The following is a 25,326-nucleotide window of genomic DNA, read 5'->3' as shown; positions in this document are numbered from 1 at the left end:
GAACCAAAGGGCGACGCTGCACGCTTCTCTGACGATGGGGTGAAGATTTCCTCATCCTGAGGAGCGGCCGCAAGTCGGGTTTTCCCGACTTGCGGACGCTCCTCAGCATGAGGGCGAGTGTAGTCGCCCTTTCACCTGATTGCTCTCCCTCTCCCCGGCTTGACTCTCCCGCATCGGGAGTCATTATAAGAACATAACAGGAACTCATGAGATGACCCAACCGCTGGCGTCGCTGCGGAAAAGCTTGGCTTGCGCCTATCCGGCTGCAGCTGCCGAGACGATCGCGCTCGGGGCGCCGAGCCTGGATCGGCGGCTCGGCGGCGGAATTCTCCGCGCGGCGCTGCACGAGGCTTATGCCGAGACCGCCGCCGACGCCCCGGCGGCGACGGGCTTCGCTTTGGCGCTCGCCAGGCGCGCACTGGCGGGCGCGGAAAAGCCGCTGCTCTGGGCGCGCCCCGAGGCGCTGACCGCCGAATCCGGCGCGCCCTATCCGCCGGGCCTCGCCGACATTGGCATCGACCCCGCCACCGTCGCCTTCATTCGCGTGCGCGACGCCAAAGAGGCGCTGCAGGCGGGCGCCGAAGCCGGACGCTGCGCAACTGTGGGCGCGACGCTGATCGAACTCTTCGGCGAAACGCGCGCCTATGACCTGACCGCGAGCCGGCGCCTCGCTCTGGCCGCCGCCGCCGCCGGCGCGCCGATCTTCGTCTCCCGAGTCGGCGCCTCCCCTGCGCCGAGCGCCGCCGCCAGCCGCTGGCTGGTGCGCGCCGCGCCTTCCCGCGCGCTTGCGGCGAATGCGCCGGGATCAGCGGCTTTTACGGTTTTTCTGCTGCGCCAGCGCGGCGGCGCGGCGGGGCATGAGTGGCGTGTGGAGTGGAACCGTGACCGTGGCGCCTTCGAGGACAGAACATTCGACGCATCGTCGCTATCTGGCCCTGTGGCTTCCCTTCCTGTCGGCGGAACGCCTGGCGAAAGCGCGCCGCAGAGGGCCGGACGCAAATTCGGATGACGCGCCGCCGCTCATCCTCGTCAAAAAGGAACGCAGCGCGCTGCGCGTCGACGCGCTCGATCGAAAGGCGATCGCGCTCGGCCTGACGCCGGGCATGACGCTCGCCGACGCCAGGGCGCGCGCGCCCCATCTCGCCGTCGCGCAGGCCGACCCTGACGCCGACGAGCGGCTGATGCTGCGGCTTGCCGCCTTTGGCGAACAGTTCACGCCGCTCGTGGCGCTCGATCCGCCCTGCGGCCTCATGCTCGACGCGACGGGCTGCGCGCATCTTTTTGGCGGCGAAGCGGCAATGCGGACCTGCATCCTGCAGGCGATGGCGCGCCTCTCCTTCACCGGCCGCGCCGCCGTCGCCGGAACGCCCGACGCCGCGCGCGCCTTGGCGCGTTTTGGCGCGGAAGGCGTCACGCCGCCCGGCGAAGATGAAATTTTCACCCGCCCGCTCTCCATCGCCGCGCTCGAAGCGCCAAGAGAGACGAGCGTGGCGCTGACGCGCGCCGGCCTCACGACCTTGGGCGATCTCGCCGATCGTTCCTCGGCCGCGCTGACAACGCGTTTCGGCGACGAAACCATGCGGCGGCTGACGCGCATTCTGGGACGCGAGGACGCCCGCATCACGCCCTTGCGGCCCTTGCCGGAATGCATGGTCGAGCGGCGCTTCGCCGAGCCCTTCCTCGATCTCTCTGCGATAGAGAATGTTCTGCGGCCGCTGATCGCGGAAGCGATGAGCATTCTCGAAAGGCGCGGCGAAGGCGGCCGCGCTTTTGAAGCGCGCTTCTTTCGCACCGACGGCGCCGTCGCGGTCCTGCGTTTCGAGACCGGCGCGCCCTCGCGCAATGTCGAAGCGCTGCTGCGACTCTTTCGCCTGAAGGCTGACTCGCTCGCCGATCCGCTCGATCCGGGATACGGCTTCGACGTTATCCGCTTTTGCGTCCTCAACGCCGAAACTCTGGCGCAAAGCCAGATCGGCTTCGAGCGGCAGAGCGCGCAGGACGGCGACGTCGCCGATCTCGTCGATCGCCTGGCGGCGCGTTTTGGCCGCGAACGCGTGCTGCGCTTTGCGGCGCATGAGACGCATGATCCCGTGCGCGCCGCCTCCTATGTTTACGCGGCGTCTTCTTCCAAACCCAATTCCTGGGAGAAGCCGGAGCCGGGCGAGCCGCCCTTGCGGCCGCTGTTTCTGTTTGATCCGCCGCAGCCCATCGACACAATGGCCGAGACGCCGGACGGGCCGCCGATGCATTTCAAATGGCGCCGCGTGCGCCATTTGATCGCCCGCGCCGAAGGGCCGGAACGCATCGCGCCGGAATGGTGGCGCAACGCCGTCAGCCGCGACAGGCGAACGCGCGACTATTACCGGCTGGAGGATCGCGAAGGCCGCCGCTTCTGGGTGTTTCGCGAAGGCCTCTATGAAAGCGAAACCGCCGCGCCGCGCTGGTTCCTGCATGGGCTCTTCGCATGAACGCGCCTTTCGCCGAACTCGTCGCGGCGACGAATTTCTCCTTCCTGCGCGGCGCGTCGCATCCGTCAGACATGGCGCTGACGGCGCTGCTGCGCGGCCAGAACGGAATTGGCGTCGCCGACCGCAACAGCGTCGCCGGGGTCGTGCGCGCCTATGCCGCGCTTAAGGAGCTGCGAGAAAAATTGCGCGATCCGGCGGCCGGCGACGATGCGACGCTTCTGGCGCAGCTCGATGCGGAGCGCGCCCAATCCTTCAAGCTCGTCGTCGGTGCGCGGCTCGTCTTCGCCGACGAGACGCCCGACATCGTCGTTCATCCGCAAAATCGCAACGGTTGGGGAAGGCTCACGCGGCTGCTGACGACGGGAAATCTGCGCGCCAAGAAAGGCGAATGCCGTCTGTATTTCGACGATCTCGCACAAGCCGCCCACGATCTGCTGCTGATCGTCATGCCTTCACGCAATCTGGCGCGTCTGCCGTCCATGCTTGCGCGTCTCAATGATCTTGCGCAGGGCGACGTCTGGCTCGGCGCGACCATGCCGCGGCGCGGCGACGACAGGCGGCGTCTTGCAAGACTGAAAGAGATCGCCGCGCGAACGCAGACGCCTCTGCTCGCGACGAATGACGCGCTTTACGCCGATCCCGGCCAGCGCGATCTGCAAGACGTCATGACCTGCATTCGCGAAGGCGTGACGCTCGCGCAAGCCGGACGCCGGCTGGAGGTCAACGCCGAGCGTCATTTGAAGACGCCCGACGAAATGGCGCGTCTCTTCACAGAGACGCCAGAGGCGATCGAAGAGACCCAATGTTTTCTGGCGCGCGTCGATTTCTCGCTCGATCAACTCAAATATGAATATCCGGACGAGCCCGTCCCGCCGGGGCGCAATCCCCAAGACTGGCTCGAGGAGCTGACCTATCGCCACGCGGCGATGCGTTATCCCGACGGCGTGCCGGAGAAGGTCGAGAAGCTCCTGCGCGAAGAACTGGCGCTCATCAAGACGCTCGACTACGCACGCTATTTTCTCACCATCCACGACATCGTGCGGATCGCCGAAGACAAGGGGATTCTCTGCCAGGGACGCGGCTCCGCCGCCAATTCCGCCGTCTGCTATGTGCTCGGCGTCACCTGCGTCGATCCGGCGGAGAACGATCTGCTCTTCGCCAGATTCATCTCGCAGGAGCGCAAGGAGCCGCCCGACATCGACGTCGATTTCGAGCATGAGCGGCGCGAAGAAATCATCCAGCATATTTACGGCAAATACGGCCGCGAGCGCGCCGGACTCGTCGCGACCGTCATCAGCTACCGGCCGCGCAGCGCCATTCGCGAAGTCGGCAAGGTCTTCGGACTGACCGAGGACGTGACCGCCGCGCTCGCCAGCACGCAATGGGGCAGTTGGGGCGCCGACATTCCGCAGGCTTATATCCGCCAGACCGGGCTTGATCCCGAAAACCCCGTCATCCGCCGCGCCATTTATTTCGCGACGCGGCTGCTCGGCTTTCCGCGCCATCTCTCGCAGCATGTCGGCGGCTTCGTCCTCGCGCGCGGGCGGCTCGACGAACTGACGCCCATCGCCAACGCCGCGATGCCGGAGCGCACCTTCATCGAATGGGACAAGGACGACATCGACGCGCTCGGCCTGATGAAGGTCGATGTGCTGGCGCTCGGCATGCTCACCTGCATCCGCAAATGTTTCGATTATTTGCGCGCCCATGAAGGAAAGGACATGGGCCTCGCCGATGTGCCGGCCGACGACAAGGCGACCTATGACATGCTGTGCAGAGGCGACTCCATCGGCGTCTTTCAGGTCGAGAGCCGAGCGCAGATGAACATGCTGCCGCGCCTGAAGCCGCGCGAATTCTATGATCTCGTCATTCAGGTGGCGATCGTGCGGCCGGGACCGATTCAGGGCAATATGGTGCATCCCTATCTGCGCCGCCGCTCCGGAAGCGAGCCGGTGATCTATCCCTCGCCCGCGCCCGAGCACGGGCCGGCGGATGAATTACGCAAGGTGCTCGAAAAGACCAAGGGCGTGCCGCTCTTTCAGGAGCAGGCGATGAAGCTCGCCATGGTCGCGGCGAAATTCTCCGATGTTGAAGCCAATCGTCTGCGCCGCGCGATGGCGACCTTCCGCAATCTCGGCACCATCCATCAATTCGAGGCGCTGATGGTCGAGCGCATGGCGGCGCGCGGCTACGATCGCGCATTCGCGCAAAGCTGTTTCGAACAGATCAAGGGCTTCGGCTCTTATGGCTTTCCCGAAAGCCACGCCGCGTCCTTCGCCAAGCTCGTCTACATCTCCTCTTGGATCAAATGCCACTATCCGGCGATCTTCGCCTGCGCGCTGCTCAATTCGCAGCCGATGGGCTTTTACGCGCCGGCGCAGATCGTGCGCGACGCGCGCGAGCATGGCGTCGACGTGCGCGCCGTCGACGTGAATTTCAGCGAATGGGACAATAGGCTGGAGCGCGCGGAAGACGGAGATTTGGCGCTGCGACTCGGCTTTCGCCAGGCGGACGGCGTGCATGAGAGCGAAGGGCGGCGCATCGTCGCAGCGCGGACGAAGCCCTATGACAGCGTCGAAGATCTCGCGCGGCGGGCGGCGCTCAACGGCGCGACGATGCGCGCGCTCGCCGACGCCGACGCCTTCCGCTCATTGCAAAGCGACCGCCGCGACGCGCTCTGGGCCGTGCGGCGTCTGCCGGACGCAAAACCCCTGCCGCTCTTTGCGGCCGCGGACGCGCGCGAACTCGCCAGTGAAGAAGATCCACTGCTGCCGCAGATGTCGCTCGGCGAACATGTGGCGGCCGATTATCAAACGCTGCGGCTCTCGTTGAAGGCCCATCCAATGGCGGTGCTGCGGCCGATCTTCACGCGCGAACGGATCATGGCCTGCGCGGAAGTTTCGGCGCTCACTGACGGCGCCTTTGCGCGCGCGGCGGGCGTCGTGTTGGTGCGGCAGCGGCCCGGCCAGGGCAACGCCATTTTCGTCACGCTCGAAGACGAAACCGGCATCCTCAATATCGTCATCTGGGCGCGGCTCTTCGAGCGCTACCGCCGCGAGACGATGGCGTCACGACTCATGCTGGTGGAAGGAAGGGTGCAGAAGAGCCCCGAAAATGTCGTGCATCTGATGGCGCGGCGCATTATCGACCGCAGCCAAGAGCTCAATAGGCTGTCAGAAGCGCATCGGCCGGAAATCGTGCTGTCTCGCGCGGACGAATTCATCCATCCCCAGCATCCGCGCGGCGGCCATCCGCGCAATGTCCGCATCCTGCCGAAATCGCGGGATTTTCACTAGATCACGCTGCATTTGGGCTGAATCGCCCAATGCAGATAAATTGATCGATTTCCATAGTTTAGAGCGCGCTCTACGCGAAAAACCGGTTCCCACTTTTTCGCAGCGCGCGTCCAGAGCAGGTTCCGAAAAAGGTGACAGACTTTTTCGATGAGAACCTGCTCCAGCATTTTGATTTTGAGCGATTCCTTATCTATCACATGATTCCATGGGATCGGCAGCGCTCTAAGGTGCGGCGACAGGAAGCCGCTTAACTGCTCTTCACTCTCTTATCGGCCGGCAGGCTCGCCAACGCCTGCTGACGCAGCTTATCGATCTCCACACGCGTCTTGCGCGCCTCGGCGCGAGCGACCTTCGCGGCGCGGCGCACGGAGAGATGCCCAAGCCAGGAAGAGATCCCGCCCGCGAGCACTCCAATCGCCATGGACGCCAGAACGACAAGGAAGATCGGCGCCTCGAAAGAAGGACCCGATCCGTCGCTCGGCGCGAAGGGATCAAGCCCAATGCGCACCGAGCCGCGGTTGGCCATCGAGAAAAACAGAATGATGAGCGCCAGAGGAACGAAAACGATGACGCGCAGGATGGACTTCATAACATCTCCCTCTTGCCGGCGCCGCGCAACACGCTGGGCAGCCGCCACATACAGCCGCCGCTTCGCCGCTGCCGCGCGTCCCGAGACCGAGAGGACGCAGCCGCTTTAAATCGCCTCAGCCCGGATAATTCTCATTAAGGCGCTCGCGCATCTCTTTACCGGTTTTGAAGAACGGCACGCTCTTTTGCTGCACCGAAACCTGCGCGCCCGTGCGCGGGTTGCGGCCAGTGCGCGCATCGCGCTTCTTGACCGAAAAAGCGCCGAAGCCCCGCAATTCGACGCGATCGCCCCGCGCCAGCGCAGAGGTGATCTCGTCAAGAATCGTGCTGACGATCGTCTCGACGTCGCGCTGGTACAGATGGCCGTTTCGGCGCGCGATCCGTTGAATAAGTTCCGACTTTATCATGAGGCGATCCAATGTGTTGGCGTCGCGACGCCCGAGTCAGTTGGCGGCCGAATGCTGCCAAATCGCCAAAAGCCCGTCAAGCTCGCCGCTCCGTTCGAGCAGAATTGATTTTTCTAAAAAACCGGCGATCGACTCCAATCCGGCGACCCGCGCGACGCCGGCGGCGGCGCCCATAAGCCCAAGCCGCTCCAGGCTGGATTTCTTCTTCCACTCGCGCACAGGCATGTCCTTCGCAATTCCCTTGTTGGCGACCAGCCAGTCGATGGCCTCGCGCTGGCCGCCGATGAGATCGACGAGCTTCAGCGGCACGCCCTGCCGCGCGGTGAAGACACGGCCGTCAGAGACCTTCGCGAGCTCCGCCTCGTCGAGATTACGCCGCTCTCGAACGAGGTTCTTAAACCAAGCGTAAGAGTCGGCGACAAGACTGGCGACCGCCTCGCGCGCCTCCGGGCTCGTCGGTTCGAGCCCGTTGGGCGCGGCCTTGAGCGGCGACGATTTTATCGTCTCGACCTCGACGCCCCAATTATTGAGCAGCTTCGAGACGTTGGGATATTGGAACAGCACGCCGATCGAGCCGACGAGCGAATTGCCGCGCGCAACGATCGTATCGGCGGCAAGCGCGGCGATATAGGCGCCGGACGCGGCCACCGTTCCGACAACGGCGACGACGGGCTTCTTCTCCGCAACGCGCCGAAGCTCCTCATAGAGCCGTTCCGAGCCTGTCGTCGTGCCGCCGGGACTCTCAATCTCCAGCAGCAGAGCCTTCGTCTGGTTCGACTCCCCGATCTTCTTGATCATATCGATTGTATCGTCGTCGCCGGTAATGACGCCCTGCAGCTCGAGACGGGCGATATGCGGCGTGAGCTTATCGGCCGAATCGGCGCCGCCGAGCCGCACCACAGCGACGAAGCCCGCCAGACCTAAGGCGATCAGGGCGGCGAGACGCCACCAGCCGAGCTTGCGGCGAAGCCTGCGGCGATCAACGAAATAGTCGGTGGGAGGTGACATCCAAGGGTCCCGAAGGCTGGCGCGGCGCACAGAGCGTCGCCGCGCAGGAAAGGTAATGCCGAGATCGGCGATTTGGAAGACGCTCCGCCGGCGCGCTTACCGTCGCGTCGCCTCCATCGCCCAGGCGAGATAATCTCGGTCCGCCTCGGCGACGTCGATGCGCAGAATTTCCGGCGTCTCATAGCTATGCAGACGGCGGACCAGTTCGGCAAGCGCCGGATAGTCGTCGCCGCGCGCTTTCATGTGCAACAAGAACTCAGGCGCTTCGCGCATCTCGTCCTTCCAGACGTAATGGCTGCGAATGGGATGTATCTGAACGCAGGCGGCGAGCTTCGCGGAGAGCGCCGCCCGGGCAAGCGCGCGCGCCTTTTCCTCGTCGTCGATCGTCGTGGCGAGGATTACAAGGGCGCTCATGCCGATCTTAGCCGCCGATGACGGTCGTGAACACCTGCCCGCCGCGCGCCAGGGTGATCTTCCAATAGTAGGCGCGCCCTGCCGTTACGTTCTCCAGGTCACGCGTCGTCCCGATCTTTTGATCATTGACGGCGAGAATTATGTCGCCGCGCTGCAGATTGAGCTGCTGCGCGTAGGAGCCGTCATCGACCTCGGACACGACGACGCCATTGGTCGTTCCCTGCACCGACATCTCTTCGATGACCGCGGGAGAAATATTCATGACCGTCGCGCCGGCGAAGGGCGACGCGCCCTTTATCCTTATCGCGTCGCGCGGCGGCGTTTCCGGCGCCGGCGCAAGTCGAATTTGCGCGACAATCTTTTTGCCGCCGCGCAATACGCCGAGCGTCGCCTGCCCGCCAATCGGCTTGGTGGCGAGCCGATAGCCGACCGCCTCCGGGTCATCGGCCGTCTGGCCGTCGACCGAGATAATGACGTCGCCGCGTTTTAGACCGGCTTCGGCTGACGGCCCCTTTGGATCGACGTCGGCCAGCAGGGCGCCGGTGGGACGATCGAGCCCGAGACCGTCCGCTATCTCCTGCGAGAGCGTTTGCAGCGTCGCGCCCATCCATGCCCGCCGCACCTGCTTGCCGCCGCCCTTCGCGGCGGCGATCACGCTCTTGACCATATTGACGGGGATGGCGAAGCCAATGCCGACCGATCCGCCGGACTTCGAGAAGATCGCGGAATTGATGCCGACGACGCGCCCGTTCATATCGACCAGCGGTCCGCCCGAGTTGCCGGGATTGATCGCCGCATCCGTCTGAATGAAAAAGCCATAGTCGCTGATGCCGACATGGGTGCGCGAAAGCGCCGAAATAATGCCTTGCGTCACGGTTTGACCGACGCCAAAGGGATTGCCGATCGCGAGCGTCAAATCGCCGACTTCGAGCGCGTCGGAATCGCCAAGCTCCATCGTCGGAAAATTGGCGCCGTCGACCAGCTTCAGCACCGCGAGATCGGTACGCGGATCGCGCAACAAAATCTTGGCGGCGAATTCGCGCTTGTCGGCGAGCGCCACCTTCACGTCGGTCATGCCCTCGATCACGTGGTTGTTGGTGACGACAAGGCCGCTCTGATCGACGATCACGCCCGAGCCCAGCGATTGGGCCATATTGCGCCCCGGCATGCCGCCCTCGCCAAAAAAGCGACGAAAGATCGGGTCGTCGAAAAGCGGGTTGGCGGGCATGCGCTCGACGCGCGACGCGAAGACGTTGACAACGGCCGGCTGCGCCTTTTTGACCACCGGCGCGAAGGAATTCATCAACTCGCCGCGGCTCGTCGGCACGGCGCGATCGGGCGCCGGCGGCGTAAAGCTCTCGACGCGGCCAGGCGGCCTTGGCGAGGCGGTCTGGGCAGGTTCAGGCGAGACTTCGGCGCACGCGGAGGCCAAGGACGCCGCGAGGGCGCAGGTCAGAGCCGCAGCCATTATAATGTGACGCGCCGAAATCTTCATGAAGCGCTCCGTAGCTCGTTTTCGCGGCGCCTTTATAGACGCAAAGACGCGAGACGATGAGAATGTGCCGCGATGATTGTACTGCGCGAGATGCGTCGTCGAGCGCCATCTCGCAGCGTTGTCGTCGGCCATGCGGTTTTCGCGCGAGGCGCTCCGACGCTTCCTTGCTCTTAAAACGCTTTCGGCGCCGCATCCCAGTAATCGAGATACGACGCCGCGTTTGCTGATCATGATGACGATCGAAGCGATCGCCCTTGAGCGGTTTACGCCGCCGCCTCTCCTTCGTGGACCGGCCCGGAGTCCTGCCCCCTGGCGTTCACGTCGCGATCGACGAATTCGATGACCGCGAGCGGCGCATTGTCGCCGTAGCGGAAGCCCGCCTTCAGCACGCGCGTATAGCCGCCGTTGCGATCCTTATAGCGAGGTCCGAGCACGTCGAAGAGCTTGCCGACGAGCTTGACGTCCTTAATCTTGGCGATCGCCTGCCGGCGCGCATGGAGGTCGCCGCGTTTGCCCAGCGTCACAAGCTTTTCAACGACCGGACGCAGATCCTTCGCCTTCGGCAGCGTCGTGACAATCTGCTCATGCTTGATGAGCGCCTGCGCCATATTGGCGAACATCGCCTTGCGGTGCTCATGCGTGCGCCCGAAGCGGCGCTTCTTGTGACCGTGATACATGCGGCTCTCCGTTGATTATGCGGCCGCCGTGCCAAGGAACGGCCGTCGATTATGGGCGCTCACTCCACCTCCCCCTTGAGGGGGGAGGTCGACCGCTGAAGGCGGTCGGATGGGGGTGAACCCCGAAACTTCGTGGGTTTCACCCCACCCCGCCTGCTACGCAGGACGACCCTCCCCCTCAAGGGGAGGGTGCGACTCAATAATGCTCCTCAAATCTCTTCGCGAGATCGTCGATGTTCTCCGGCGGCCAGCCAGGGACTTCCATGCCCAGATGCAGACCCATCTGCGCCAGCACCTCCTTGATCTCGTTCAAGGACTTGCGGCCGAAGTTCGGCGTGCGCAGCATCTCGGCTTCCGACTTCTGGATAAGGTCGCCGATGTAGACGATATTGTCGTTCTTCAGGCAGTTCGCCGAACGCACCGAAAGCTCCAACTCGTCCACCTTCTTCAGCAGCGCCGGATTGAAAGCGAGCTGCGGAATCGACGGCGCGGCCTCCTCGCGGCGCGGCTCTTCGAAATTGACGAAGACGTTGAGCTGGTCCTGCAGAATGCGCGCCGAATAGGCGATCGCGTCTTCCGGGCTCATCGCGCCATTCGTCTCGACCGTCAGCGTCAGCTTGTCATAGTCGAGAACCTGGCCCTCGCGGGTGTTCTCGACCCGATAGCTGACCTTTTTGACCGGCGAATAGAGGCTGTCGATCGGAATGAGGCCGATCGGGGCGTCTTCGGCGCGGTTGCGGTCGGCGGGCGCATAGCCCTTACCGTTGGCGACGGTGAACTCGATGCGGATCTCGGCGCCTTCGTCGAGCGTGCAGATGACGAGTTCAGGGTTGAGGACCTGCACATCGCCCGTCACCTGGATGTCGCCCGCGGTGACGGCCCCCGGTCCCGTCTTCTTGAGCGTCAGGCGCTTCATGCCATCGCCCTGGTATTTGATGGCGATGTCCTTGATGTTGAGGACGATGTCGGTAACGTCCTCGCGCACGCCGGGGATCGACGAGAACTCGTGCAGCACGCCATCGATGTGAATCGACGTGATCGCCGCGCCCTGCAAAGACGACAGCAGAATGCGGCGCAGCGCGTTGCCAAGCGTCACGCCGAAGCCGCGCTCCAGCGGCTCGGCGACCGCGGTCGCGACGCGCTTGGGATCGTCTCCGGCGGCGACTTCGAGCTTGTTCGGCTTGATGAGTTCCTGCCAGTTCTTCTGGATGCTCACTTGGAGGCCTTTCCTTGAAGCTCCTGAGTGCGGCGCCGGGCATGCGCCGCGCCGCGCGAAATCAAATCAGACAATGAACTCAGACGCGGCGGCGCTTGCGCGGCCGGCAGCCGTTGTGCGGAATGGGCGTCACATCGCGGATTGAAGTGACGGTGAAGCCCGCCGCCTGCAAGGCGCGTAGCGCCGACTCACGGCCGGAGCCCGGACCGGAGACTTCGACTTCGAGCGTGCGCACGCCGTGCTCGCCGGCCTTGCGGGCGGCGTCTTCGGCGGCCATCTGCGCGGCGTAGGGCGTGGATTTGCGCGAGCCTTTGAATCCCATCGCCCCCGCGGACGACCACGATACAGTGTTGCCTTGCGCGTCGGTGATGGTGATCATGGTGTTGTTGAACGTCGAATTCACATGCGCGACGCCGGAAACGATGTTCTTGCGCTCGCGGCGACGAACGCGCGTTGTGTCCTTGGCCATTTTTTCTTGCGTCCTTCAAACGCGCCCGTAGTTCCAGGCGCTAGGGATTTCGGGTGTCATGGCCGGGCGTGTCCCGGCCATCGATGATTGTCCTGACGGCCGATTACTTCTTCTTGCCGGCGATCGGCTTCGCCTTGCCCTTGCGGGTGCGGGCGTTTGTGTGCGTGCGCTGGCCGCGCACGGGGAGCTGGCGGCGATGGCGCAGGCCGCGATAGCAGCCAAGATCCATCAAGCGCTTGATGTTGATCGCGACCTCGCGGCGCAGATCGCCCTCGACCATGTAGTCGCGGTCGATGGTTTCGCGAATTTGCAGAACTTCCGCGTCGGTGAGTTGCGCCACGCGGCGCTCGGCCGGGATGCTCACCTTCTCGCAGATTTCCTCAGCCTTCTTGGCCCCAATGCCGTGGATATATTGGAGCGCGATGACGACGCGCTTGTTGGTCGGGATATTGACGCCTGCAATACGGGCCACTTTGTCTCTCCATGTGAGAAGGAGCCTTAAGCTCCGGGATGACGCCCGCGTCCGGTGGAGCCCGGCCCATGCGGACGGTTGTGAACCGTCTTCATACGAAAACAGGCCCCGCCCCCCAATCCGGGAGCCGGAGCCGACTGTCCAACAACGTGAAGACTGCCTATTTAGGGGCCAACGGGTTGAGGGTCAAGCGATTCCGCGAAAAAACCTAGCCGGCGCCCGACAGGGCGCGATCGATCTCCGCGGTTACATCCTCAATCGGCGCCATACCGTCGATCCTGGTCAGTTCGCTACGCTTGGCGTAGTGCGCCGACACCGGGGCCGTCTGGGCACGATAGGCTTCGAGCCGCGTCTTGAAGCTTTCCGGATTGTCGTCTGCGCGCACCGCGCCACCTGCGGCGCGGGTTTCGTCGACGCGTTTGCGCATCCGGTCGACGAGCGCGCCCTCGTCGACGGCGAGCTCGAGCACGGCGTCGAGCGATAAGCCCCTGCGCTCAAGAAGCTCCTGCAGCGCCTCGGCCTGCGCCACAGTGCGCGGGAAGCCGTCGAGAATGAACCCGTTGGCGCAGTCAGACGCGCCGAGCCGTTCGTCGATCAAGCCGATCACGACCTCGTCCGGCACCAGCGCGCCAGCGTCCATGATCTCCTTGGCCCTCAGGCCAATCGGAGATTTCGCCGCGACCGCGGCGCGCAGCATGTCTCCCGTCGACAGCTGCGGCACGCCGTGCTTTTTTACGAGACGCGCCGCCTGCGTTCCCTTGCCGGCCCCCGGCGGACCGAGCAGCACCAGCCTCATCGGGCGCGTTTCCCGCCGCGAAGCTTGGTCTTGCGAATCAACCCCTCATATTGCTGCGCCTGCATATGACCGTGGATCTGCGCCACAGTATCCATGGTGACGCTGACGACGATGAGCAGCGACGTGCCGCCGAAATAGAACGGCAGATTGGCGTAGGCGATGAGCCCTTCCGGAATGATGCAGATGACCGCCAGATAGGCCGCGCCGAGCACCGTGATCCGCATCAGCACTTCGTCGATGAATTTCGCCGTGCGTTCGCCAGGGCGAATGCCCGGCACGAAACCGCCGTGCTTCTTGAGATTGTCCGCCGTCTCGACCGGATTGAAGACGATCGCGGTGTAGAAGAAGGCGAAGAACACGATCAATCCGACATAGGCGAGCATATACAGCGGCCGCCCATGGCCGAAATAGGCTGAGATCGTCGCGAAGACGCTTTCGCTGCCGGTCGATTGGTAGAAATTCGCCACGGTCGTCGGCAAGAGCAGCAGCGACGACGCGAAGATCGGCGGGATGACGCCGGACGTGTTCAGCTTCAGCGGCAGGAAGGACGTCTGTCCCTCATAGACCCGGTTGCCGTGCTGCCGCTTGGGATAGGTGATCAGCAGGCGCCGCTGCGCCCGCTCCATGAACACGATGAAGGCGACGACGGCGAAGGACATGATGATGACGCCGATGATCAGCGCCGTCGAAATGGCGCCCTGCCGGCCCAGCTCCAAGGTCGACACAATCGCCGACGGAAACGCGGCGACGATGCCCGCAAAGATGATGAGTGAGGATCCGTTGCCGATTCCGCGAGAGGTGATCTGCTCGCCTAGCCACATCAGGAACATCGTGCCGCCGACCAACGTCACGACCGTGGTGATGCGGAAGAATATGCCCGGATCGGTGACGACGCCCTGCTGGCCCTCCAGCCCGATCGCCATCGCGTAGGCTTGGAACGTCGCGAGCGCGACAGTGAGGTAGCGGGTATATTGGTTGAGGACCTTGCGGCCCTGCTCGCCCTCTTTCTTCAGCGTCTCGAGCGTCGGAATCACCGACGTCAGCAGCTGAATGATAATCGACGCCGAAATATACGGCATGATGTTGAGCGCGAAGATCGCGCGGCGCTGCACGGCGCCGCCCGCGAACATGTTGAAGAGCTCCAGCATGCCCTTCGACTGGCCGAAAAAGCTTTTCGCGAAAGCCTCGGGATCGATGCCCGGCAGCGGCACGTAAGTGCCAAGACGATAGACGATCAGCGCGCCCAGCGTGAACAGGATGCGCTTTTTCAATTCCTCGGATTTGCCGAAGGCGGAGAGATTGACGTTGGCCGCGAGCTGCTCGGCTGCCGATGCCATGAAGGAACTCCCCTTGCGCGCCGCTGTCGACGCGACGCATTTTTGTTGGGCTCAGCGCTCGGAGCTAGCAGCGCGCGAGGCTCGCCCGCTCCGTTCGGAGCGTTTGGTATAAAACAGCGCAGCCGCTCAAGCGAGAGCGGCCGCACTTTTTTGCTTTATTGCGCCGGCGTCTCGCCAGCGAGAAGTTTCACGGAGCCGCCTGCGCCTTCGATGGCCGCGACCGCCGATTTGGAGGCCGCCGAGACCTCGAAGGCGAGCTTTGTCTTCAACTCGCCCTGGCCGAGGATCTTGACGCCGTCGCGCGGCCTGGTGACGACGCCGGCCGCGAGCAGCGCCTCGATCGTCACCGGCGCGTTGGCGTCGAGCTTGCCGGCGTCGAGCGCCTGCTGAATGCGCCCGAGATTGACTTCGTTGTAGTGAGTCGAGAACGGATTGTAGAATCCGCGCTTCGGCAGGCGCCGATGCAACGGCATCTGACCGCCCTCGAAGCCCTTGATCGCCACGCCGGTGCGCGCCTTCTGGCCCTTGACGCCGCGCCCGCCGGTCTTGCCCTTGCCGGAGCCGATGCCGCGGCCGACGCGCATGCGGTTCTTGCTCGCGCCTGGATTGTCGGTAATTTCATTGAGTTTCATGGCCGCGTCCTCACTTCCCGTCGACGATTTTGGCGTCGACGATTTTCACGAGATGCGCCACCTTAGCGATCATCCCGCGCACGGCCGGCGTATCTTCCAGCGCGCGGCGGCGGCCGATGCGCGTCAGGCCGAGGCCAAGAAGCGTACGGCGCTGCCGTTCGGGACGGCCGATCGGGCTGCCGATCTGTTCGACGACGATCTGCTGCGTGCTCTTCGTCATGGGTCGTCTCCTTACGCGTCGACGGCGTCGGCGTCGACGCCTTGACGGCGCGACTGCAGCACCGAAACTTTAAGCGAGCGGCGCGCCGCGACGGAGCGCGGCGAGTCTTCGCGGCCAAGCGCATCGAAGGTCGCGCGGATCATGTTGTAGGGATTGGACGACCCCTGGCTCTTCGCCACGACGTCATGCATGCCCAGCGTTTCGAAAATCGCGCGCATTGGACCGCCGGCGATGATTCCGGTGCCCGCCGGCGCCGCGCGCAGGATGACGCGGCCCGCGCCATGGCGGCCATGAACGTCATGATGCAGCGTGCGGCCTTCGCGCAGCGGCACGCGGATCAACGCGCGCTTGGCCGCTTCCGTCGCCTTGCGGATCGCCTCAGGCACTTCGCGCGCCTTGCCGTGTCCATAGCCAACGCGGCCCTTCTGGTCGCCGACGACGACGAGCGCGGCGAAGCCGAAACGCCGGCCGCCCTTCACCACCTTCGCGACGCGATTGATGTGGACCAGACGATCCACAAATTCGCCGTCGCGATCGTCACGATCCCGATCGCGGCCGCGACCGCCTTCTCCTTCACGCGCCATTGTCTCTTCCGTCACTTACGCGGCGTGATGCGCCGCTCGCTTCCTTCACTGCCGACCCATCGGATCGACGCCCGGCGCATCTGCGCCGGCACGCATTCCGCGCGAGAAGCGCACGCCCTCAACGGCGCGCGCCCCCAGTTAAAACTCCAGACCGCCCTCGCGGGCGCCGTCGGCCAGCGCCTTGACGCGCCCGTGATACATGTAAGCGCCACGGTCGAAAACGACCTCTTTGACGCCCTTGGCGACGGCGCGCTCCGCGAGGAGCTTGCCGACGACCTTCGCCGCCTCGACGTCCGCGCCGGTCTTCAGACCCTCGCGGTTCGCCTTCTCGAGCGAAGAGGCGGCGGCGACCGTCGCGCCCTTCTCGTCGTCGATGATCTGCGCATAGATCTGCTTGGACGAGCGAAACACCGAAAGGCGCAACCGCCCCTTGGCGCGTTCACGGATCGCCCGGCGCACCCGCGCCTTTCGACGCTGTTCGACTTTGACATCCCTGGCCATGGCGGGTCCTTACTTCTTCTTGCCTTCCTTGCGGAAGATGAATTCATTGGCGTATTTGACGCCCTTGCCCTTGTAGGGCTCGGGCGGGCGCAGGGCGCGGATCTCGGCGGCGACTTGACCGACCTGGCGCCGATCCATGCCGCTGATGCTGATTTCCGTCGGCTTCGGCGTCACGATCGCGATGCCGGCCGGAATCGGATAGCTCACGTCGTGCGAATAGCCGAGCGCGAGTTGCAGCGTTTTTCCCTGCACCGCGGCGCGATAGCCGACGCCGGTGATCTCAAGCTTTTTCTCAAAGCCCGTGGTCACGCCGACGACGATATTGTTGATCTGGGCGCGCGCCGTGCCCCACAGCGCGCGGGCGCGCTTGGTTTCATTGCGCGGGTCGACCGAGATGACGTTGTCCTGCTGGACGACGGAGACGTCGTCGGGCGCCAGGAACTCCAGCTGGCCCTTCGCGCCCTTCACCTGCACGAGCTGACCGTCCACCTTGGCGGTGACGCCGGCGGGAATGACGACAGGCTTCTTGCCGATACGAGACATGGTTGCAAATCCTGTTTGATGAGGCGCAAGGTCTAGAAGACCTTGCACAGCACCTCGCCACCGACATTATTCTCGCGCGCCGCGTGATCGGCCATGACGCCCTTCGGAGTCGACACGATGGTGACGCCGAGGCCATTCGCCACGCGCGGCACTGCGTCAACCGCGGCATAGACGCGGCGGCCCGGACGCGACACGCGTTCGATCTGCTTGATGACCGGTTCGCCGTCGAAATATTTCAGTTCGATCTCGAACTCGGTCCGGCCGTTGCCGAAGTCGGTGCTGCTATAGCCGCGGATATAGCCCTCTTCCTTCAGCACGTCGAGCACATGCGCGCGCAGCTTCGAGCCGGGAGAGGACACCTTGTCCTTGCGGCGCATCTGCGCGTTGCGGATGCGGGTGAGAAGATCGCCCAATGGATCGTTGATCGCCATCTGCGTCTCCTTACCAGCTTGACTTCACGAGGCCGGGCACCAGGCCGCGGGACCCCAATTCGCGCAGCGCAATGCGCGACATTTTCAGCTTGCGATAAAAGCCGCGCGGACGGCCCGACACTTCGCAGCGGTTACGCACGCGAACCGGCGCCGAATTGCGCGGGAGCTCAGCAAGCTTGAGTCGCGCCTCGAACTGCTCTTCGACGCTCAGCGTCTTGTCGTTCGCAACCGCCTTCAGCCGCGCGCGCCGCCCGGCGTAGGACTTCACGAGCCTTCGCTTCCGCTTGTTGTTCTCAATCGCGCTTTTCTTCGCCATTACCAGTTTCGCCTTTCAGTATCCGCGTTTGAGGAGCTGTTACGCCCTCACTGCCGGAACGGGAAATTGAACGCCTTCAGCAAGGCGCGCGCCTCTTCGTCGGTCTTGGCCGTCGTGCAGACGATCACGTCCATGCCCAGGATCGACTCCGCCTTATCGTAGTCGATTTCGGGGAACACGATGTGCTCCTTGATGCCGAGCGCATAGTTCCCGCGACCGTCGAAGGACTTCGGATTCAATCCGCGGAAGTCGCGCACGCGCGGCAGCGCCACGGTGATCAGACGATCCAGAAACTCATACATCCGCGTCTTGCGCAGCGTCACCTTCGCGCCGATCGGCATGTTCTCTCGCAACTTGAAGGTCGAGATCGCCTTGCGCGCGCGGGTGACGACCGGCCGCTGGCCGGCGATAAGGCTAAGGTCGCTCGCCGCCGACGTCGCCTTCTTGCTGTCGTTGACGGACTCGCCCACGCCCATGTTGAGCACGATCTTCTCGATCGTCGGCACTTCGAGCGCGTTCTTATAGCCGAACTGCTTCTGCAACGCCTCGCGCACGACCTCTTCGTAATGTTTGCGCATGCGCGGCACATAGGGGCCGTCCGCGCCGACCGCTGCCGCGTCGTCGCCGGATGTCGCCGGCTTTTCCTTAGCCGCAGGCTTTTCACCGGATTTGGCGGCGGCCTTCTTGGGCTCCTTCGCCTCCGCGCCCTCGCCGGCGGGCTTTTGAGCCTTGGCGGGCTTTTCGGCCTTGGGCTTCTTTTCCTCAGCCATCGATCAATTCTCCGGAACGCTTGGCGACGCGGACCTTGCGGCCGTCGTCGAGAATCTTGAATCCAACGCGCGTCGCCTTGCCGTCCTTGGGATCGGCGACCGCAAGATTCGACATGTTGATCGGCGCCGCCTTGTTGATGATGCCGGCTTCGCGATCCTTGGTCTGACGCTGATGGCGCTTGACGATGTTGACGCCGTCGACGACGGCGCGGCCCTCGTCGGGAATCACTCGCAGCACCTCGCCGCTGCGGCCCTTGTCGCGGCCGGCGAGAACGACGACTTTGTCGCCCTTCTTGATCTTGGCGGCCATTACAAAACCTCCGGGGCGAGCGAGATGATCTTCATGTGGTTCTTGGCGCGCAGCTCGCGCGGCACCGGCCCGAAAATGCGGGTGCCGATCGGCTCTTTCTGATTGTTGATCAGCACCGCGGCGTTCGAATCGAAACGGATCACGGAGCCGTCGGCACGCTTGATGTCCTTCGCGGTGCGAACGACGACGGCCTTCAGCACATCGCCCTTCTTGACGCGGCCGCGCGGAATCGCCTCCTTGATCGACACGACAATAATGTCGCCGACGCCGGCGTATTTGCGCTTGGAGCCGCCCAGCACCTTGATGCACATCACACGGCGCGCGCCGGAGTTGTCGGCGACGTCGAGATTGGTTTGCATCTGAATCATGGCTTACCCGCCTTTCGTTCCGGTCTGGTTTCGGTTTCGCGCCGACTTCGTCCGGACAGTTCGTTCTAACGACTACGCCTCGGCCGTCACTTCGACGACCCGCCAGCGCTTCAATTTCGAGATCGGCGCGGTCTCTTCGATCGTCACCGAATCGCCCACCTTGAACGCGCCGTTCTCGTCATGGGCGTGATAGTTCTTCGTGCGGCGCACCGTCTTCTGGAACAGCGGGTGGGTGAAGCGACGTTCGACCTTCACCACCACGGTCTTGTTCTGCTTGTCGCTGACGACGACGCCCTGGAGAATTCGCTTCGGCATGGCGCTTTAACCCTGCTTTTCGGCGCGCTTATGCGCGGCGATGGTTTTCGTGCGGGCAATGTCGCGACGAACGACGCGCACGCGTGAGGTGTTCTCGAGCTGGCCGGTCGCCCGTTGGAAGCGCAGATTGAACTGCTCTTTCTTGAGCTTCAGCACTTCGTCATTGAGCTGATCTTCGGTCATCGCCTTGATGTCGGAGAGGCGCTGTTTGGATTTCATCACGTTCCCCTTATTCGGCGATGCGTTCGATGAAGCGCGTCTTGATCGGCAGCTTCGCGGCGGCGAGCGTCAAGGCCTCGCGCGCGATAGGCGCCGGGACGCCGTCGATCTCGAACATGATGCGGCCGGGCGCAACGCGCACGGCCCAGAATTCCGGCGCGCCCTTGCCCTTGCCCATACGCACTTCGGTCGGCTTCTTGGAGACCGGCACGTCGGGGAAGATGCGGATCCAGACGCGGCCGGCGCGCTTCATATGGCGCGTCATGGCGCGGCGCGCGGCCTCGATCTGGCGCGCGGTGATGCGATCCGGCTCCAGCGCCTTAAGGCCGAACTGACCGAAGTTCAGCGAAAAGCCCGCCTTGGAGGCGCCACGGATGCGGCCCTTGAAGGCCTTGCGGAACTTGGTGCGTTTGGGTTGCAGCATGATTGCGCTCTTTAATCTTGTTCGTTACGCCGCGTCGCGCGGTTCGCGGTGCTCGCGACGGCGGCGTTCGCCGCCACGGTCGCGATCGCCATGATCGCCGCCGGACGCCTGTTCGGCCGCCTTCTTATCCTGCGCCATCGGATCATGCTCGAGGATTTCGCCCTTGAAGATCCAGACCTTGATCCCGCAAGCGCCATAGGCGGTATGCGCGGTGGCGGTGCCGTAATCGACGTCGGCGCGCAGCGTGTGCAGCGGCACGCGTCCTTCGCGATACCATTCGAGACGTGCGATCTCGGCGCCGCCGAGACGGCCCGAACAATTGATGCGAATGCCCTGCGCGCCCAGCCGAATGGCCGATTGCACGGCGCGCTTCATCGCGCGGCGGAAGGCGACGCGGCGTTCCAGCTGCTGCGCGATCGACTCGGCGACGAGCGCGGCCTCGGTTTCGGGCTTGCGCACTTCGACGATGTTGATGACGACTTCGCTGCCGGTGAGCTTGCCCACGAGCTTGCGGATCTTGTCGATGTCCGCGCCCTTCTTGCCGATAACGACGCCGGGACGCGCCGAATAGATCGTCACGCGGCACTTCTTGTGCGGGCGCTCGATGACGATCTTCGACACCGCCGCCTGCTTCAGCGTTTTCGACACCGTTTCGCGGATCGCCATGTCCTCGTGAAGGAGCTTGGCGTATTCGCCCTTATTGGCGAACCAGCGCGAATCCCAGGTGCGGTTGACGCCCAGTCGCAGCCCGATCGGATTAACCTTCTGACCCATGGTTTTAAATCCTTTAGGCGTTGGCCTGCGCTTCGACTTCGCGCACGATGATCGTCAGATTGGCGAAGGGCTTCTCGACGCGGCTCGCACGGCCGCGGGCGCGGGCGTGGAAACGCTTCATCACCAGCGCCTTTCCGACAAAGGCCTGGGCGACGACGAGATCGTCGACGTCGAGACCGTGATTGTTCTCGGCGTTGGCGATGGCGCTTTCAAGCGCCTTCTTCACCTCATGCGCGATCCGCTTTCTGGAGAACTCCAGATCGGCGAGCGCGCGATCCACCTTCTTGCCGCGGATCAACTGCGCGAGCAGGTTGAGCTTCTGCGGCGAGACGCGCAGCATGCGCGCGACGGCCTTCGCTTCATTTTCCGCAAGCCGGCGCGGATTGGCTTCCTTCGACATCGTGAGCCTCTCTTAGCCTCTCTTAGCCCCTCTTGGCCTTCTTGTCGGCCGCATGGCCGTGGAAGGTGCGGGTCGGAGCGAATTCGCCGAATTTGTGCCCGATCATGTCTTCCGACACGGACACGGGAATATGCTTCTGGCCGTTGTGCACGCCGAAGGTCAGCCCCACGAACTGAGGGATGATCGTGGAGCGGCGGCTCCAGATCTTGATCACCTCGGAGCGGCCTGAACCGCGCGAGGTCTCGGCCTTCTTAAGAAGATAGCCGTCGACGAACGGGCCCTTCCAAATCGAGCGCGCCATGGGTTAGCCCTTCTTCTTGCGATTGTGTCGCGAGGACACAATGAAACGGTCGGTGGATTTATTGGTGCGGGTCTTCTTGCCCTTGGTCGGCTTGCCCCAGGGCGTGACCGGATGACGACCGCCCGAGGTGCGGCCTTCGCCGCCGCCATGCGGATGGTCGATCGGATTCATCGTGACGCCGCGATTGTGCGGGCGGCAGCCGAGCCAGCGTGAACGGCCCGCCTTGCCGATCGAGGTGTTCATATGATCGGGATTGGACACGGCGCCGAGCGTCGCGAAGCACTGGCCGTGCACGAGGCGCTGCTCGCCAGAATTCAGTCTGATGATCACATAGCCCTGGTCGCGGCCGACGATCTGCGCATAGGTGCCGGCCGACCGGGCGATGGCGCCGCCCTTGCCGATCTTCATCTCGACATTGTGCACGATGGCGCCGACGGGGATGTTGGCGATCGGCATGGCGTTGCCGGGTTTCACGTCGACCTGATTGCCGGCGATCACTTCGTCGCCGACGGAGAGTCGCTGCGGCGCGAGAATATAGGCAAGCTCATTGTCCGTGTAGCGAATGAGCGCGATGAACGCCGTCCGGTTCGGATCATATTCGAGCCGCTCGACCTTGCCTGAAACGTCGAGCTTGCGCCGCTTGAAATCGACGACGCGATAGGCCTGCTTATGGCCGCCGCCGCGAAAGCGCACGGTGATCCGGCCGGTGTTGTTGCGCCCGCCCTTTGAGCTCTTGCCCTCGGTCAGAGTCTTGACCGGCTTGCCCTTGTAGAGCTCTCTGCGGTCGACAATGACGAGCTGGCGAAGGCTCGGCGTGACCGGCTTGAATGTCTTCAGCGCCATCGTTCTATCCTCACGCCTTCCTTACAGTCCGGTCGTCACGTCGATCTTGTGGCCCTCGGCGAGAGTCACGACCGCTTTCTTGACGTCGCTCTGCTGGCCGCGCTGACCGCGGAAGGTCTTGACCTTGCCCTTGCGCACCAGCGTATTGACCGCCTCGACCTTGACGTCGAAGAGACCTTCGACCGCCGCCTTGATCTGCGGCTTCGTCGCGGTCTTGGCGACCTTGAAAACCACCTTATTGCTCTCCGAGGCGAGCGTCGCCTTCTCGGTGATGACCGGGGCGACGATCACGTCGTAATGACGAACGTCCTTGCTCATTTCAGTCGCGCCTCCAGCGCGTCCACTGCGGCGCGGGTCAACACCAGCTTCTCGCGGCGGAGGATGTCGTAAACATTGACGCCTTCGACGGGCAGGATGTCGATCTTCGGGATATTGCGTGCGGCGAGCACGAAATTGTTCTGCGGCGCACCGCCGACGATGATGATCGCATTCTCGAGGCCGGTCTTGGCGAAACTCGATGCGAGCAGCTTCGTCTTGGGCTCGGCGAGCTCCGCCGTCTCCCAGACGATGATGCCGCCGTCCTTGGCTTTCGCGGACAGAGCATGCTTCAGCGCGAGCTGGCGCACCTTCTTGGTCAGGTCATGCGCATGGCTGCGCACCACCGGGCCGAAGGCGCGTCCGCCGCCGCGGAACTGCGGCGCGCGCGCCGAGCCGTGACGGGCGCCGCCGGTACCCTTCTGCTTGTGCAGCTTCTTGCCCGAGCGCGCGATCTCGGCGCGGTTCTTCACCGCATGGGTGCCGGCGCGCCGCTTGGCGAGCTGCCAGCGGATCATGCGGAAGATCAGGTCCTTGCGCGGCTCAAGGCCGAAGACCTCATCGGAAAGTTCGATCGAACCGGCCGCCTGGCCGTCGAACGACGTGACGTCGATCTTCACGGCTCAGTCCTCCTTCTTCGCTTCTTGCGGAGCGGCGTCTAAATTCGCGGCTTCAACCTGTCCGTTGCCGAGGCGGAATTTGCCCGGCTGCGGCGCATCCTTCGGCAGCGCGCGTTTCACCGCGTCGCGCACGAAAATCCAACCGCCGGCCGTGCCCGGCACCGCGCCTTCGACCAGCAGCAGTCCCCGCGCCGGGTCGGTCTGCACCACCCGCAGATTTTGCGTGGTGACGCGCTCGACGCCCATATGGCCGGCCATTTTCTTGTTCTTGAAGGTCTTGCCCGGATCCTGACGGCCGCCGGTCGAACCGTGCGAACGGTGCGAAACGGAGACGCCGTGGGTCGCCCGCAGACCGCCGAAGCCCCAGCGCTTCATCGGGCCGGCAAAGCCTTTGCCGGTGGAGGTTCCCGTCACGTCGACGAACTGGCCGACGACGAAATGATCCGCCGTGATCTCGGCGCCGATCGGCAGCAACTCTTCCTCTTTCACCCGAAACTCGGCGAGCTTCAGCTTCGGCTCCACCGAGGCCGCGGCGAACCGCGTGCGTTCAGCCTTCGAGACATTCTTGACCTTGGCGCGGCCGATGCCGAGTTGAACGGCGGTGTAGCCGTTCTTCTCTTGAGTCCGCTGCGCGACGACCTGGCAGCCGTCGAGCTTCAGGACCGTGACCGGCACATGCTCGCCCGCCTCCGTGAAGATGCGGGTCATTCCGACCTTTTGCGCGATGACGCCCGACCGCATGATCCAATCCTTCGCAAAGCGCGCTCGCATCCTTTAGCGAGCGCCGCCTGAATTCCGTTTAGAGCTTGATCTCGACATCCACGCCGGCGGCAAGATCGAGCTTCATGAGCGCGTCCACCGTTTGTGGGGTGGGATCGACGATGTCGAGAACGCGTTTATGCGTTCTGATCTCGAACTGTTCGCGCGACTTCTTGTCGATGTGCGGCGAACGGTTCACCGTGAATTTTTCGATGCGCGTCGGAAGCGGAATCGGACCGCGGACCTGAGCGCCCGTGCGCTTGGCCGTCGAGACGATCTCCTTCGTCGACGTGTCGAGAATCCGGTGATCGAACGCCTTAAGGCGAATCCGGATATTTTGACCGTTCATTGTTCCGTCCTTTAGGACCGCGAGCAGTACTGCTCGCCTTCATGCGTCGCGCGCCGTTGCGCGCGACTTCTTTCACAAGAGCGAGCGCTTGGCCCGCGGCCCGGGATTCGCTTTACTCGATGATGCTGGCGACGACGCCGGCGCCGACGGTTCGGCCGCCTTCGCGGATGGCGAAGCGCAGCTTCTCCTCCATGGCGATCGGCACGATCAGCGCGACTTCCATCGTCACATTGTCGCCCGGCATCACCATCTCCACGCCCTCCGGCAATGTGACGATGCCGGTCACGTCCGTCGTGCGGAAATAGAACTGCGGACGGTAGTTGGTGAAGAACGGCGTATGACGGCCGCCCTCTTCCTTGGTGAGGATATACGCCTCGGCCTTGAACTTCGTGTGCGGCTTCACCGAGCCCGGCTTGCACAGCACCTGGCCGCGCTCGACGTCCTCGCGCTTCGTGCCGCGCAGCAGGCAGCCGACGTTGTCGCCCGCCTCGCCCTGGTCGAGCAGCTTGCGGAACATCTCGACGCCCGTCACCGTCGACTTCGTCGTCGGACGGATGCCGACGATCTCGACTTCCTCGCCCACCTTGATCACGCCGCGCTCGATGCGCCCCGTCACCACCGTGCCGCGGCCCGAAATCGAGAACACGTCCTCGACCGGCATCAGGAACGGCTGATCCTTCGGCCGCTCC

35 protein-coding genes and 1 pseudogene are annotated in these 25,326 nt (G+C 64.0%); 3 read left to right on the top strand and 33 right to left on the bottom strand.

All coding sequences use genetic code 11. From position 1 onward, the window contains the following. Window positions 1–211 precede the first annotated feature (211 nt). The 3 genes from IYW40_RS21395 to IYW40_RS05325 are packed head-to-tail and all read left to right on the top strand — an operon-like array spanning window position 212 to window position 5,764. Window positions 212–1,009 (top strand): hypothetical protein, encoded by a 798-nt coding sequence (locus tag IYW40_RS21395; protein ID WP_210327203.1) that lies wholly within the window; start codon window positions 212–214, stop codon window positions 1,007–1,009. Next, complete coding sequence (locus IYW40_RS05330) at window positions 930–2,468, top strand: DNA polymerase Y family protein (protein ID WP_348644242.1); 1,539 nt, start codon at window positions 930–932, stop codon at window positions 2,466–2,468. The genes IYW40_RS21395 and IYW40_RS05330 overlap by 80 nt, the downstream gene beginning before the upstream one ends. Beyond that, a complete protein-coding gene (locus IYW40_RS05325; protein ID WP_196399698.1) occupies window positions 2,465–5,764 on the top strand; it encodes an error-prone DNA polymerase in 3,300 nt (1,099 codons plus the stop codon). Before IYW40_RS05330 ends, IYW40_RS05325 begins: the two co-directional genes overlap by 4 nt. A 247-nt stretch (window positions 5,765–6,011) precedes the next feature. Here IYW40_RS05325 and IYW40_RS05320 read toward each other — a convergent pair whose 3' ends face one another. From IYW40_RS05320 to IYW40_RS05160, 33 genes and pseudogenes are all read right to left on the bottom strand, one after another. Further along, the gene (locus tag IYW40_RS05320; RefSeq protein WP_175095552.1) at window positions 6,012–6,353 is read right to left on the bottom strand and encodes a LapA family protein; all 342 of its coding nucleotides are present in this window, start codon (window positions 6,351–6,353) and stop codon (window positions 6,012–6,014) included. A 115-nt stretch (window positions 6,354–6,468) separates the two neighbouring features. After that, a complete protein-coding gene (gene ihfB, locus IYW40_RS05315; protein ID WP_014890734.1) occupies window positions 6,469–6,759 on the bottom strand; it encodes an integration host factor subunit beta in 291 nt (96 codons plus the stop codon). Between the two features lie 36 nt (window positions 6,760–6,795). Then, a complete protein-coding gene (gene sppA, locus IYW40_RS05310) occupies window positions 6,796–7,767 on the bottom strand; it encodes a signal peptide peptidase SppA (RefSeq protein ID WP_196399697.1) in 972 nt (323 codons plus the stop codon). 96 nt (window positions 7,768–7,863) lie between these two features. Then, the gene (gene cutA / locus IYW40_RS05305) at window positions 7,864–8,181 is read right to left on the bottom strand and encodes a divalent-cation tolerance protein CutA (protein ID WP_196399696.1); all 318 of its coding nucleotides are present in this window, start codon (window positions 8,179–8,181) and stop codon (window positions 7,864–7,866) included. A gap of 7 nt (window positions 8,182–8,188) precedes the next feature. Beyond that, window positions 8,189–9,676: a DegQ family serine endoprotease gene (locus tag IYW40_RS05300; protein ID WP_246720660.1), complete on the bottom strand. Its 1,488-nt coding sequence runs from the start codon at window positions 9,674–9,676 to the stop codon at window positions 8,189–8,191. A 263-nt stretch (window positions 9,677–9,939) separates the two neighbouring features. Further along, the gene (rplQ, locus tag IYW40_RS05295; protein ID WP_018406001.1) at window positions 9,940–10,353 is read right to left on the bottom strand and encodes a 50S ribosomal protein L17; all 414 of its coding nucleotides are present in this window, start codon (window positions 10,351–10,353) and stop codon (window positions 9,940–9,942) included. Between the two features lie 196 nt (window positions 10,354–10,549). Further along, window positions 10,550–11,569 carry a DNA-directed RNA polymerase subunit alpha gene (locus IYW40_RS05290; protein WP_018406002.1) on the bottom strand — a complete coding sequence of 340 codons (1,020 nt, stop codon included), beginning with the start codon at window positions 11,567–11,569 and terminating at the stop codon, window positions 10,550–10,552. Between the two features lie 79 nt (window positions 11,570–11,648). After that, entirely contained in the window at window positions 11,649–12,038 is a 390-nt protein-coding gene (gene rpsK, locus IYW40_RS05285) for a 30S ribosomal protein S11 (protein WP_196399695.1), read from the bottom strand. Between the two features lie 103 nt (window positions 12,039–12,141). Beyond that, window positions 12,142–12,510: a 30S ribosomal protein S13 gene (gene rpsM, locus IYW40_RS05280; RefSeq protein WP_018406003.1), complete on the bottom strand. Its 369-nt coding sequence runs from the start codon at window positions 12,508–12,510 to the stop codon at window positions 12,142–12,144. Window positions 12,511–12,718: 208 nt separating this feature from the next. After that, the gene (locus IYW40_RS05275) at window positions 12,719–13,306 is read right to left on the bottom strand and encodes an adenylate kinase (RefSeq protein ID WP_196399694.1); all 588 of its coding nucleotides are present in this window, start codon (window positions 13,304–13,306) and stop codon (window positions 12,719–12,721) included. Then, entirely contained in the window at window positions 13,303–14,643 is a 1,341-nt protein-coding gene (gene secY, locus IYW40_RS05270; RefSeq protein ID WP_196399693.1) for a preprotein translocase subunit SecY, read from the bottom strand. Before secY ends, IYW40_RS05275 begins: the two co-directional genes overlap by 4 nt. 155 nt (window positions 14,644–14,798) lie before the next feature. After that, window positions 14,799–15,275, bottom strand: a complete 477-nt coding sequence (gene rplO / locus IYW40_RS05265; RefSeq protein WP_123176881.1) for a 50S ribosomal protein L15 — start codon at window positions 15,273–15,275, stop codon at window positions 14,799–14,801. 10 nt (window positions 15,276–15,285) lie between these two features. Then, on the bottom strand, window positions 15,286–15,495 hold the full coding sequence (gene rpmD / locus IYW40_RS05260; RefSeq protein ID WP_196399692.1) for a 50S ribosomal protein L30: 210 nt from the start codon (window positions 15,493–15,495) through the stop codon (window positions 15,286–15,288). A gap of 11 nt (window positions 15,496–15,506) precedes the next feature. Further along, complete coding sequence (rpsE, locus tag IYW40_RS05255) at window positions 15,507–16,079, bottom strand: 30S ribosomal protein S5 (RefSeq protein WP_014890746.1); 573 nt, start codon at window positions 16,077–16,079, stop codon at window positions 15,507–15,509. Window positions 16,080–16,217: 138 nt separating this feature from the next. Beyond that, on the bottom strand, window positions 16,218–16,580 hold the full coding sequence (gene rplR, locus IYW40_RS05250) for a 50S ribosomal protein L18 (protein WP_018406008.1): 363 nt from the start codon (window positions 16,578–16,580) through the stop codon (window positions 16,218–16,220). 9 nt (window positions 16,581–16,589) lie between these two features. After that, complete coding sequence (gene rplF, locus IYW40_RS05245) at window positions 16,590–17,123, bottom strand: 50S ribosomal protein L6 (RefSeq protein WP_196399691.1); 534 nt, start codon at window positions 17,121–17,123, stop codon at window positions 16,590–16,592. A 32-nt stretch (window positions 17,124–17,155) separates the two neighbouring features. Next, the gene (gene rpsH / locus IYW40_RS05240; RefSeq protein WP_014890749.1) at window positions 17,156–17,554 is read right to left on the bottom strand and encodes a 30S ribosomal protein S8; all 399 of its coding nucleotides are present in this window, start codon (window positions 17,552–17,554) and stop codon (window positions 17,156–17,158) included. A gap of 10 nt (window positions 17,555–17,564) precedes the next feature. Next, entirely contained in the window at window positions 17,565–17,870 is a 306-nt protein-coding gene (gene rpsN / locus IYW40_RS05235; RefSeq protein WP_014890750.1) for a 30S ribosomal protein S14, read from the bottom strand. Window positions 17,871–17,917: 47 nt separating this feature from the next. Beyond that, window positions 17,918–18,640 carry a 50S ribosomal protein L5 gene (gene rplE, locus IYW40_RS05230; protein WP_246720659.1) on the bottom strand — a complete coding sequence of 241 codons (723 nt, stop codon included), beginning with the start codon at window positions 18,638–18,640 and terminating at the stop codon, window positions 17,918–17,920. After that, window positions 18,633–18,950 carry a 50S ribosomal protein L24 gene (gene rplX, locus IYW40_RS05225; protein WP_196399690.1) on the bottom strand — a complete coding sequence of 106 codons (318 nt, stop codon included), beginning with the start codon at window positions 18,948–18,950 and terminating at the stop codon, window positions 18,633–18,635. Before rplX ends, rplE begins: the two co-directional genes overlap by 8 nt. Next, window positions 18,950–19,318 (bottom strand): 50S ribosomal protein L14, encoded by a 369-nt coding sequence (rplN, locus tag IYW40_RS05220; RefSeq protein WP_018266630.1) that lies wholly within the window; start codon window positions 19,316–19,318, stop codon window positions 18,950–18,952. Before rplN ends, rplX begins: the two co-directional genes overlap by 1 nt. Window positions 19,319–19,390: 72 nt before the next feature. Further along, the gene (gene rpsQ / locus IYW40_RS05215; protein WP_018406012.1) at window positions 19,391–19,633 is read right to left on the bottom strand and encodes a 30S ribosomal protein S17; all 243 of its coding nucleotides are present in this window, start codon (window positions 19,631–19,633) and stop codon (window positions 19,391–19,393) included. Window positions 19,634–19,639: 6 nt separating this feature from the next. After that, a complete protein-coding gene (gene rpmC / locus IYW40_RS05210; RefSeq protein ID WP_018406013.1) occupies window positions 19,640–19,852 on the bottom strand; it encodes a 50S ribosomal protein L29 in 213 nt (70 codons plus the stop codon). A 10-nt stretch (window positions 19,853–19,862) separates the two neighbouring features. Then, the gene (gene rplP / locus IYW40_RS05205; RefSeq protein ID WP_123176884.1) at window positions 19,863–20,276 is read right to left on the bottom strand and encodes a 50S ribosomal protein L16; all 414 of its coding nucleotides are present in this window, start codon (window positions 20,274–20,276) and stop codon (window positions 19,863–19,865) included. Window positions 20,277–20,300: 24 nt separating this feature from the next. Beyond that, window positions 20,301–21,050: a 30S ribosomal protein S3 gene (gene rpsC / locus IYW40_RS05200; RefSeq protein ID WP_018406015.1), complete on the bottom strand. Its 750-nt coding sequence runs from the start codon at window positions 21,048–21,050 to the stop codon at window positions 20,301–20,303. 13 nt (window positions 21,051–21,063) lie between these two features. After that, window positions 21,064–21,450 carry a 50S ribosomal protein L22 gene (gene rplV, locus IYW40_RS05195; protein WP_196399689.1) on the bottom strand — a complete coding sequence of 129 codons (387 nt, stop codon included), beginning with the start codon at window positions 21,448–21,450 and terminating at the stop codon, window positions 21,064–21,066. A gap of 22 nt (window positions 21,451–21,472) precedes the next feature. Further along, window positions 21,473–21,751, bottom strand: a complete 279-nt coding sequence (gene rpsS / locus IYW40_RS05190; protein WP_014890759.1) for a 30S ribosomal protein S19 — start codon at window positions 21,749–21,751, stop codon at window positions 21,473–21,475. Window positions 21,752–21,754: 3 nt separating this feature from the next. Beyond that, entirely contained in the window at window positions 21,755–22,594 is an 840-nt protein-coding gene (gene rplB, locus IYW40_RS05185) for a 50S ribosomal protein L2 (protein ID WP_196399688.1), read from the bottom strand. Window positions 22,595–22,615: 21 nt separating this feature from the next. Beyond that, on the bottom strand, window positions 22,616–22,912 hold the full coding sequence (locus tag IYW40_RS05180; RefSeq protein ID WP_014890761.1) for a 50S ribosomal protein L23: 297 nt from the start codon (window positions 22,910–22,912) through the stop codon (window positions 22,616–22,618). Then, a pseudogene (gene rplD, locus IYW40_RS05175) lies at window positions 22,909–23,529 on the bottom strand (50S ribosomal protein L4); the annotation flags it as partial. The gene IYW40_RS05180 and the pseudogene rplD, both read right to left, overlap by 4 nt. Before the next feature lie 3 nt (window positions 23,530–23,532). Beyond that, complete coding sequence (gene rplC / locus IYW40_RS05170) at window positions 23,533–24,270, bottom strand: 50S ribosomal protein L3 (RefSeq protein ID WP_246720658.1); 738 nt, start codon at window positions 24,268–24,270, stop codon at window positions 23,533–23,535. A 58-nt stretch (window positions 24,271–24,328) separates the two neighbouring features. Then, entirely contained in the window at window positions 24,329–24,637 is a 309-nt protein-coding gene (rpsJ, locus tag IYW40_RS05165) for a 30S ribosomal protein S10 (protein WP_014890764.1), read from the bottom strand. A gap of 112 nt (window positions 24,638–24,749) precedes the next feature. Beyond that, window positions 24,750–25,326: EF-Tu/IF-2/RF-3 family GTPase (locus IYW40_RS05160; protein ID WP_246720657.1), on the bottom strand; the 577-nt coding region annotated here is incomplete at its 5' end.

The sequence above is a fragment of the Methylocystis sp. H4A genome (assembly GCF_015709545.1).
In the GTDB taxonomy this organism is placed as follows: Bacteria; Pseudomonadota; Alphaproteobacteria; order Rhizobiales; family Beijerinckiaceae; genus Methylocystis; species Methylocystis silviterrae.
This window is presented reverse-complemented; position numbering and strand designations above follow the sequence as displayed.